Source organism: Sutterella seckii, assembly GCF_009183815.1.
Taxonomy (GTDB): Bacteria; Pseudomonadota; Gammaproteobacteria; order Burkholderiales; family Burkholderiaceae_F; genus Sutterella; species Sutterella seckii.
The window spans coordinates 20,790-28,865 of record NZ_WEHX01000021.1 but is presented as its reverse complement, the minus strand read 5'-3'; the positions used below and the strand labels follow the sequence as shown (position 1 = coordinate 28,865).

Genomic DNA, 8,076 nt, shown 5'->3' with positions numbered 1-8,076 from the left:
CGCGGGCGAGGTGCGCGACCGCACCCGCCGCGCCGAGCGCCTCATCCAGCAGAAGGCGGAAGCGGCGGTCATTCTTCAGAAGTCCGGCGCAAAGCGCGGGAACTGAAGCCAACTTTTCAACCGGTGGGAGGCTCACCCATGGCAGACGAACTCAATTCGAACACGAAGGGCGGCGTCAATGCTGCTCCCAAAGCGGTGGAGCCCACCTTTGCTCCGGCGGATGAACCCCGCGAGGCTCTGGCGCCCGCAGCTTCGGGAGAAGCGCCCGCAGCCGCTCCCCAGGGGTTCGGCGCCATGCTCCGCGCGGCGCGCGAAGCGCAGGGAATTTCCTTGGGCGACATGGCTGTGAGAAGCCGCCTCTCGGTCGCGCAGGTCCGCGCGCTTGAAGAGGAGGACGTTGCGGCGCTCCCCGAGCCCGTCTACGTCCGCGCCTTCATCCGCGGATGCGCGCATTCGCTCGGCCTCGATCCGCAGGCGCTTTCCGAAGACTACATGAACCGCTACGGCAGGCGCGGAGGCGCGGCCGAACACGGTCAGATCCCGCTTACCGACCCTTCGAGAGAAGAGGTGATCAACTCGACCCCGCGTCACCGCGGCCTCAAGGTGGCGCTTCTCGCGCTCCTCGTTGCCGTCGTCTCCGCAGGCATCTGGGCGGTTTATACCGATCAGTTTGCGGGCGTCCATTCGGGCAGCGAGGCGCAGAAGGTTGAGTCGGGCGCTACTGAAGGGGATGCGCAGAATGCGTCGGCCAATGTTGAGGCTGCGCCCTCCGTCGCGAATGGAGCGTCCGCAGAGAATGCAGCAGACGCTCCGGCTTCGCGCGAGGCTTCTCCGGCAGCTCCCCAGACGAATGCCGCGCCGGCAAACGCCGCTCAGGCGCAGCCGGAGACTCCGGCTCAAGCGCCTCAGGCTCAGCCTCAGACGCAGCCTGCGGCCAGTGCCGCTGCGTCGTCTCAGACTCCCCAGACGGCTCCCGCTGGCGTTCCCATCCGGGTCGTGCGCTTTGAGGTGACGAGCCCCTGCTGGGTGCAGGTGATTGCGCCCAACGGCAGGAACGTCATTGCGCGCGAAATGCAGCCGGGCTCCCCGGTAACAGCGGATATTCCGCAGGGCTCGCGGATCACCGTGGGCAATGCCGGAGCGCTCACGCTCACGATCGACGGCAAGCCCTACGACATCCGTCAGGAAACGCGAAACGGCATCAGCCGCATCACGCTTGAATAAAGGCTCGGAAAGAGATCAGCATGCCGGTTATTGAGACGACGGCTCTTCGCCGCCACTACACCACCCCGGTTGAAGTCGTCTGGAAGGACGCCCGTGTGGTCATCGGCGGAGGGCGGCCCGTCGTCGTCCAGTCGATGACCAATACCGCCACGGCGGACGTTGAAGCTACCTACGCGCAGGCTTCCGAACTCGCTTCGGCCGGTTCCGAACTCGTTCGCCTCACGGTGAATACGCCGGAAGCCGCGCGTGCGGTGCCTGAAATCCGTGCGCGGCTTGATGCCGCCGGGATCTTTGTTCCGCTCGTGGGCGACTTTCACTACAACGGCCACAAGCTTCTCACGGAAATTCCGGAATGCGCGGCCGCGCTCTCGAAGTACCGCATCAATCCGGGCAATGTCGGAAAGGGTTCGCGTCAGGAAGAGAATTTCGCCCTCATGATCGAGGCGGCGAAGAAGTGGGGTGCGGCCGTGCGCATCGGCGTGAACGGCGGGTCGCTCGACCAGGCGCTCCTCGGGCGTCTGATGGACGAAAACCTGAAGTCGGGCGGGCTTCTGACGCCGCAGGCGGTGCTGAGAAAAGCATTGGTCGAGAGCGCCGTTCAGTCGGCCGCGGCCGCGGAAGCCCTCGGGCTTCCGGCCAACCGCATTGTGCTTTCCTGCAAGGTTTCCGAGGTTCAGGAACTCATTGCCCTTTATCGCGATCTCGCGAAGCGCTCTTCCTGGGCGCTTCATCTGGGGCTTACCGAAGCCGGGATCGGAAGCAAGGGGATCGTCGCCTCAACGGCCGCTCTCTCCGTCCTGCTTGAAGAAGGAATCGGCGACACGATCCGCGTTTCCCTGACGCCCGCTCCGGGTGCGCCGAGAACGGAAGAGGTGATCGTCGCGCAGGAGATTCTCCAGTCGATGGATCTTCGCTCCTTCACCCCCATGGTGACGAGCTGCCCGGGGTGCGGGCGGACCTCGTCCGACCTCTTTCAGAAGCTTGCCGAAGAGACGCAGCGCTACCTGAGGCGCCGGGCGCCCGAATGGCGGCGCCTCTGCCCGGGGTCGGAATCGATGAAGGTCGCCGTCATGGGCTGCGTGGTGAACGGACCCGGCGAAAGCCGTCAGGCCGACATCGGCGTGAGCCTCCCCGGCTCCGGCGAAAGCCCGGTTGCACCGGTTTATATCCGGGGCGAAAAGGCTGGAGTTCTGAAGGGCGAGGACATTGCCCGGCAGTTTCAGAATATCATTGAAAAATTCGTCTTCGAGACTTGGGGAACCCGCCATTAACGAAGGTTCCGGTCTCTCGCTTTCGGGCAGAAAGGGGACGAAAACACGAATTCATTGTCGGGAAGCGCCTGCGGTCAAAAGGAGAAGCCTCAGTGAAGAGGCTTTTCACTCAGGCGTCCGGGGCGCTTCCAATACGTTGAGAAACCTCAGGCGAAATGGCTAAGGAAAAATTCACCGGCGTCAAGGGCATGAACGACATGCTCCCGCAGGACGCCGCCATCTGGCAGTTTGTGCAGAAGACCTGCGTGGGCGTCCTCGAAGAGTACGGCTATCAGGAAATCCGTACGCCGATTCTTGAAAATACCCGCGTCTTCACGCGCGGCGTGGGCGAAGTGACCGATATCGTCGAGAAGGAAATGTATTCCTTCACCGATTCGATGAACGGCGACCAGCTCACGCTCCGTCCGGAGTGCACCTCTGCGGTCGTGCGCGCCGTGAATGAGCACAATCTCCTTTACGGAACCACGCAGCGTCTCTGGTACTGCGGCCCGATGTTCCGCCATGAGCGTCCCCAGCGCGGCCGCTACCGCCAGTTCCATCAGCTGGGCGCCGAAGCGCTCGGCATGGCGGGTCCGGACATCGACGCCGAAATGATCGTCATGCTCGCTCGCATGTGGAAGGCCCTCGGCATTGGTCCGGTGAAGCTCGAGATGAATACGCTGGGCGCCCAGAACGAGCGTCAGGCGCACCGCGAGGCGCTGATTGCCTACTTCGAAGCCCACAAGGATGAGCTCGATGAGGATGCGGAGCGCCGCCTCTACACGAATCCGCTGCGCATTCTCGATACGAAGAATCCCGAGATGCAGGACCTCGTCAACGCTGCGCCGAAGCTTCTCGACTTCCTCGGAGACGAAAGCCGTGCGTTCCTCTCGCGCCTTGAGGAGCTTATTTCCGCTGCCGGCATTGAGTACACGATTAATCCGCGCCTCGTTCGCGGTCTCGACTATTACAACCACACGGTCTTTGAGTGGATCACGGACCGTCTCGGTTCGCAGGGCACGATCTGCGGCGGCGGCCGCTACGATCCGCTCGTTGAAATGCTGGGCGGCCGTCCCGCTCCGGGCGTGGGCTTCGCCATGGGCATGGAGCGCGTGATCGAACTCATGCGCGAAGTGGGGAACGTTCCCGAACGCACCCAGACGGATGTCTATGTTCTGCACCACGGCGGCGACTCGCAGATTGCTGCGATGCGTCTCGCTGAGGAGATGCGCGACCTCGGCATCCGCGTCATCACGCATCCGGGCGAGGCGAGCATCAAGAGCCAGATGAAGAAGGCGGACGCCTCGGGCGCGAAGCTTGCCGTCTTCGCCACGGCCGATGAGCTTGCTCAGGGCATGGTGGGCGTGAAGGCCTTGCGCGCAGGGGCGAATGCCTATGCCGAACAGGCGCTCGAGCCCGTGAATGAAGCTGCCGCCCGCGTGGCTGCGGCGCTCAAGGCCTGATAAATATTCCGCAATTGTGAAGAGAAGGGAGTCCGGGTTCCCCGGGCGCCGCTTCTCTTCAGATAAGACACTTCATTAGAGATAAAAGAGAGTTTGAGCCATGGCTTACGACTTGGAAGAGCAGGAGAGCATTGACCAAATGAAGGCGTGGTGGGACCGGTGGGGCACCCCGGTTACCGCTGCCGTCTGCGTGGTCTGCCTCGGGTTTGCCGGCTGGAACGGCTGGAACTGGTGGCAGAGAAACGAAGCCGCCAAGGCTGCCGGCATGTACGCGCAGCTCCAGCATGCGGTGCAGACGAATGACCAGAAGAACGTGAGCTCGCTCTCGACGGGTCTCGTTACGGAGTACGGCTCCACGATCTATGCGCCGCTCGCCGCACTTTCCGCCGCCAACGTCGCGCTCGACTCGGGAAACTTCGCCGAAGCGAAGACGAAGCTCGAGTGGGTGATTGAGAAGTCGGGCCGTCCCGAATACGATGCGCTCGCACGCATTCGCCTCGCGGGCGTTCTCTTTGATGAAGGGAAGCTCGACGATGCCTTGAAGACCCTTGAGGCCGCGAAGCCCGATTCGAGCCAGCTCGGTCTCTACCATGACCGCGAGGGCGACATCTGGGCGGCGAAGGGCGACCTGAAGAAGGCCCGCGAAGCGTGGACGAAGGCCGCTCAGGCGACCGACCACCAGAATGGGCTCGCGCGCGTCATTGAGCTTAAGCTCGCCAACCTCCCGCAGGAAGGCTGACCGGCCTCGAGCACTGGCCGAACGGCCGAAAGGAGAGGAGGCAGATTGACCGCTTTGCCGGCCATTCGCCTCCTTTCTTTATTTCCGGTGCTTTGCGGGGGCGCTTTAAGAGGACGTTTTCTTTTAGAATTCCGGCACGAAGCTCACCCGAAGGGACGAAGGTCTTCCGAGGGGCGGCTCAGGAAAAATTTTTTCAGATTCACAAATGGCCATCCAGAAATTGCTTCCCATCGCGGCGGCTCTTGCCCTCGCGCTTCCGCTTGCCGGCTGCGGCATCTTCTCGTCGTCGGATCCGCATGAGCCGCATGACTATCCCGACTTCTCGGAAAAGATGGAAGCCCGGGTCGTGTGGCGCACGAACGTGGGCGATGCGGTTGCCGAGAACCTTGCTCCGGCCGTCACCGATACGGCGGTCTACGCTGCGGGCGAAAGCCGCGTCGTGCGTCTTGACCGTCAGACGGGCAATGAAGTCTGGCGTGCGGAAACGGACGGCGAGGTTACGGCCGGCGTAGGCACCGACGGGAGCCACGTTGCCGTCGGCACCAACAAGGGCAAGGTGCAGGTTTTCGATGCCGAAGGGAAGCTCGTCTGGGAGGCGAAGCTCTCGTCCGACATCGAGGTGCCGCCTCTTGTCGGCGCGGGCCGCGTGATCGTGAAGACGTCGGACACCCGCATCACGGGGTTCGACCTCATCACGGGCCAGCGACTCTGGCACTACCAGGGCCAGGCGCCCGCCCTCACGCTGAGAGGCTTCTCGCAGATGGCCTGGTCGCCCGCGGCGTTTTGATCGGTCAGGCGAACGGCCGCCTTCTTGCGCTCAACCCCAACGACGGCCGCGTGGTCTTTGACGCCGTGATCGGTCAGGCGAAGGGCATTACAGAAGTCGAGCGTCTCATTGACGTCGTGGGCCGCCCCTGGGTGGATCAGGAACTCATGTGCGCCGCCGCCTTCCAGGGTAACGTCGTCTGCATGCATACGCAGAACGGCCGCCTCGTCTGGAACGCGCCGGTGAGCGCCGTCACGGGCCCTGTGGCTGACGGGCGCTTGGTCTACGAAGTGGACGACGCGGGAAGGCTTCACGCCTACAACCGCCAGAACGGGCGCGAGGCGTGGGTGAACGACCGCTTCCTCTACCGCGGCGCATCGGCTCCCATCCGCGTGGGCGCGGCGCTTGCCTTCGGCGACTATGAAGGCAACATCACGTTCCTCGATCCGGCAACGGGCGAGGCGGTCGGCCGCACGCGTCTCTCGGGCGCCGTGACGACGCCTGCCGCGCAGTACGGCTACGGCGCCGTCTTCCAGACGGTTGAGGGCGATGTGGCCTACGTTGTTGAGGGCGGCGAATAAGACACCCTTCCGAAGGCGGCGGAATTCCGGAGCCGCCTTCCACCAGAAGCGCCGCGCTGGGTCGATAGCGTCCCGGGCGCGGCCTTTTTAATTTTTTTGAACCCCATTTTTTCTCATGCTTCCAGTCATCGCTCTCGTGGGCCGGCCTAATGTCGGCAAGTCGACGTTCTTTAATCGGCTCACCCGCAGCCGAGACGCCATCGTGGCGGATTTTCCCGGTCTCACCCGCGACCGTCAGTATGGTCAGGGACGCGTGGGCTCGAGACCCTACATCGTGATCGATACGGGCGGCTTCGAGCCCGTTCGCAGCGAAGGCATCGTTCAGGCGATGGCCGGCCAGGCGGAGCTCGCGATTGAAGAGGCCGACTGCGTGCTCTTCCTCTGCGACGCGCGCGTGGGACTCACGCCCCAGGACCAGCGGATTGCGCAGCATCTGCGCCGCGCCGATCGTCCGGTCTTCCTCCTCGTCAACAAGGCCGAAGGGCTTTCGGACGCCGCCAAGGCGGAGTTCTACGAGCTCGGTCTCGGCGAACCTTATCTTGTTTCGGGCGCGCACGGCCAGGGCGTGCGGGACGTGATTGAGCTCGCGCTTGAAAAGTGCCCGCCCGAGGAACCTGAGGAGGCGCCGGATCCCGACGCTCCGAAGCGCCTCAAGGTGACGCTCGCAGGCCGACCCAATGCCGGGAAGTCGACCCTCATCAATTCCCTCATCGGCGAAGAGCGCGTCATTGCCTACGACATGCCCGGCACCACGCGCGACGCGATCAAGGTGGACTTTGAATACGGCGGCCGCCCCTATGAACTCGTCGATACGGCCGGTCTCAGAAAAAAGGGCCGCGTCTTCGAGGCGGTTGAAAAGTTTTCCGTCGTGAAGACCCTCCAGGCGATCGAGGACTCGAACGTCGTCATTCTCGTTCTTGATGCCAAGGAAGGCGTGAGCGAAGGCGACGCCCACATTGCGGGCTACGTCCTCGACTCGGGCCGCGCCCTTGTGGTTGCAATCAACAAGTGGGATCTGCTCGACAGCTACGAGCGCGAACGCTTCAATCTTGAGCTCGAGCACAAGCTCCACTTCCTGCGCTGGGCGCGCATGATCCGCATCTCCGCCCTGAAGCGAAACGGCCTCAACCATCTCATGAAGGCCGTGGACGAGGCGCATGAAGCCGCTTACCGCAAGCTCTCGACCCCGAAGCTCACGCGCGCGCTCCTCGAGGCCGTTCAGCGCCAGCAGCCTCCGCGCGCCCGCGGCGGCCGTCCGAAGCCCCGCTACGCGCATCAGGGCGGCTCGAACCCGCCCGTCATCGTGATTCACGGCAACGCCCTCGAGGACATCGGCGAAAGCTACCGCCGCTATCTCGAAGGCTATTTCCGCGAAGCCTTCAATCTGGCGGGCACGCCGCTCCGGATTGAATTCCGCACGAAGGACAATCCTTACGTGAAGGACATTGCGAAGAAGAAGTGATTCTTCAGATGACCTGATCGTTGTTGAATGATGCTGCAGGCAGTCCGGGTTCGGGCTGCCTGCAGCGTTTTTGAGCTGTGCGGAGTGCTTGTTGGCTGGGAAGGCTTGCAATGGGCTGCCTGGTACGCAAAAACTGCCCTTGCGGCGTTTTTCGTTGTGTTCCGCTGCCTAGACATAGCGCCAAACGTCGAGGTAAAAACCGGCCAAACGACGTGATGAAAATCGGCTAAATCACGTGACGCGTATTTAATTTCTTGATTTACAAGAATATATTGCAATCGCTTCCTGAATGAGCCGCTGAAGCGGCAACTGCGTTTAATTGTCGTTTTTGAATTGCCGATTGGGTGTTGGCATCCTTCAAATTGCTTCTTTATTGTGAGACGGAATCGGAACAACTCAAGCGCGCATTGCGGCAAAGGTTGCTTGCAAATTGCAACCGAGTCACTCGATTTCAATCAGGATGAACCCTCAGGCAGTGTTAAGATGCACGCTGTCACTCTGCTTTCATGCGGTTGCGGCTGCTTCTAAAAAGGAACGACATCAGCGGCTTCTCGCAGACAAAAGGGGCGGAGAGATGCGGCGACCCTGAGG

5 protein-coding genes and 1 pseudogene are annotated in these 8,076 nt (G+C 62.5%); all 6 read left to right on the top strand.

The genetic code is table 11. The features are described 5' to 3' along the window. Positions 1 to 138 precede the first annotated feature (138 nt). The 6 genes and pseudogenes from GBM95_RS05040 to der all read left to right on the top strand — a co-directional run bounded on the left by GBM95_RS05040 (position 139) and on the right by der (position 7,485). Entirely contained in the window at positions 139 to 1,224 is a 1,086-nt protein-coding gene (locus tag GBM95_RS05040) for a helix-turn-helix domain-containing protein (protein ID WP_152158090.1), read from the top strand. A gap of 20 nt (positions 1,225 to 1,244) precedes the next feature. After that, positions 1,245 to 2,495: a flavodoxin-dependent (E)-4-hydroxy-3-methylbut-2-enyl-diphosphate synthase gene (ispG, locus tag GBM95_RS05035; protein ID WP_152158089.1), complete on the top strand. Its 1,251-nt coding sequence runs from the start codon at positions 1,245 to 1,247 to the stop codon at positions 2,493 to 2,495. Between the two features lie 155 nt (positions 2,496 to 2,650). Continuing rightward, a complete protein-coding gene (hisS, locus tag GBM95_RS05030) occupies positions 2,651 to 3,937 on the top strand; it encodes a histidine--tRNA ligase (protein WP_152158088.1) in 1,287 nt (428 codons plus the stop codon). A 100-nt stretch (positions 3,938 to 4,037) separates the two neighbouring features. Beyond that, positions 4,038 to 4,676: a YfgM family protein gene (locus GBM95_RS05025; RefSeq protein WP_152158087.1), complete on the top strand. Its 639-nt coding sequence runs from the start codon at positions 4,038 to 4,040 to the stop codon at positions 4,674 to 4,676. Between the two features lie 205 nt (positions 4,677 to 4,881). Continuing rightward, positions 4,882 to 6,023, top strand: a pseudogene (bamB, locus tag GBM95_RS13155) (outer membrane protein assembly factor BamB). Between the two features lie 115 nt (positions 6,024 to 6,138). Then, a complete protein-coding gene (gene der, locus GBM95_RS05015; protein WP_152158086.1) occupies positions 6,139 to 7,485 on the top strand; it encodes a ribosome biogenesis GTPase Der in 1,347 nt (448 codons plus the stop codon). The last annotated feature ends 591 nt before the right edge of the window (positions 7,486 to 8,076 follow it).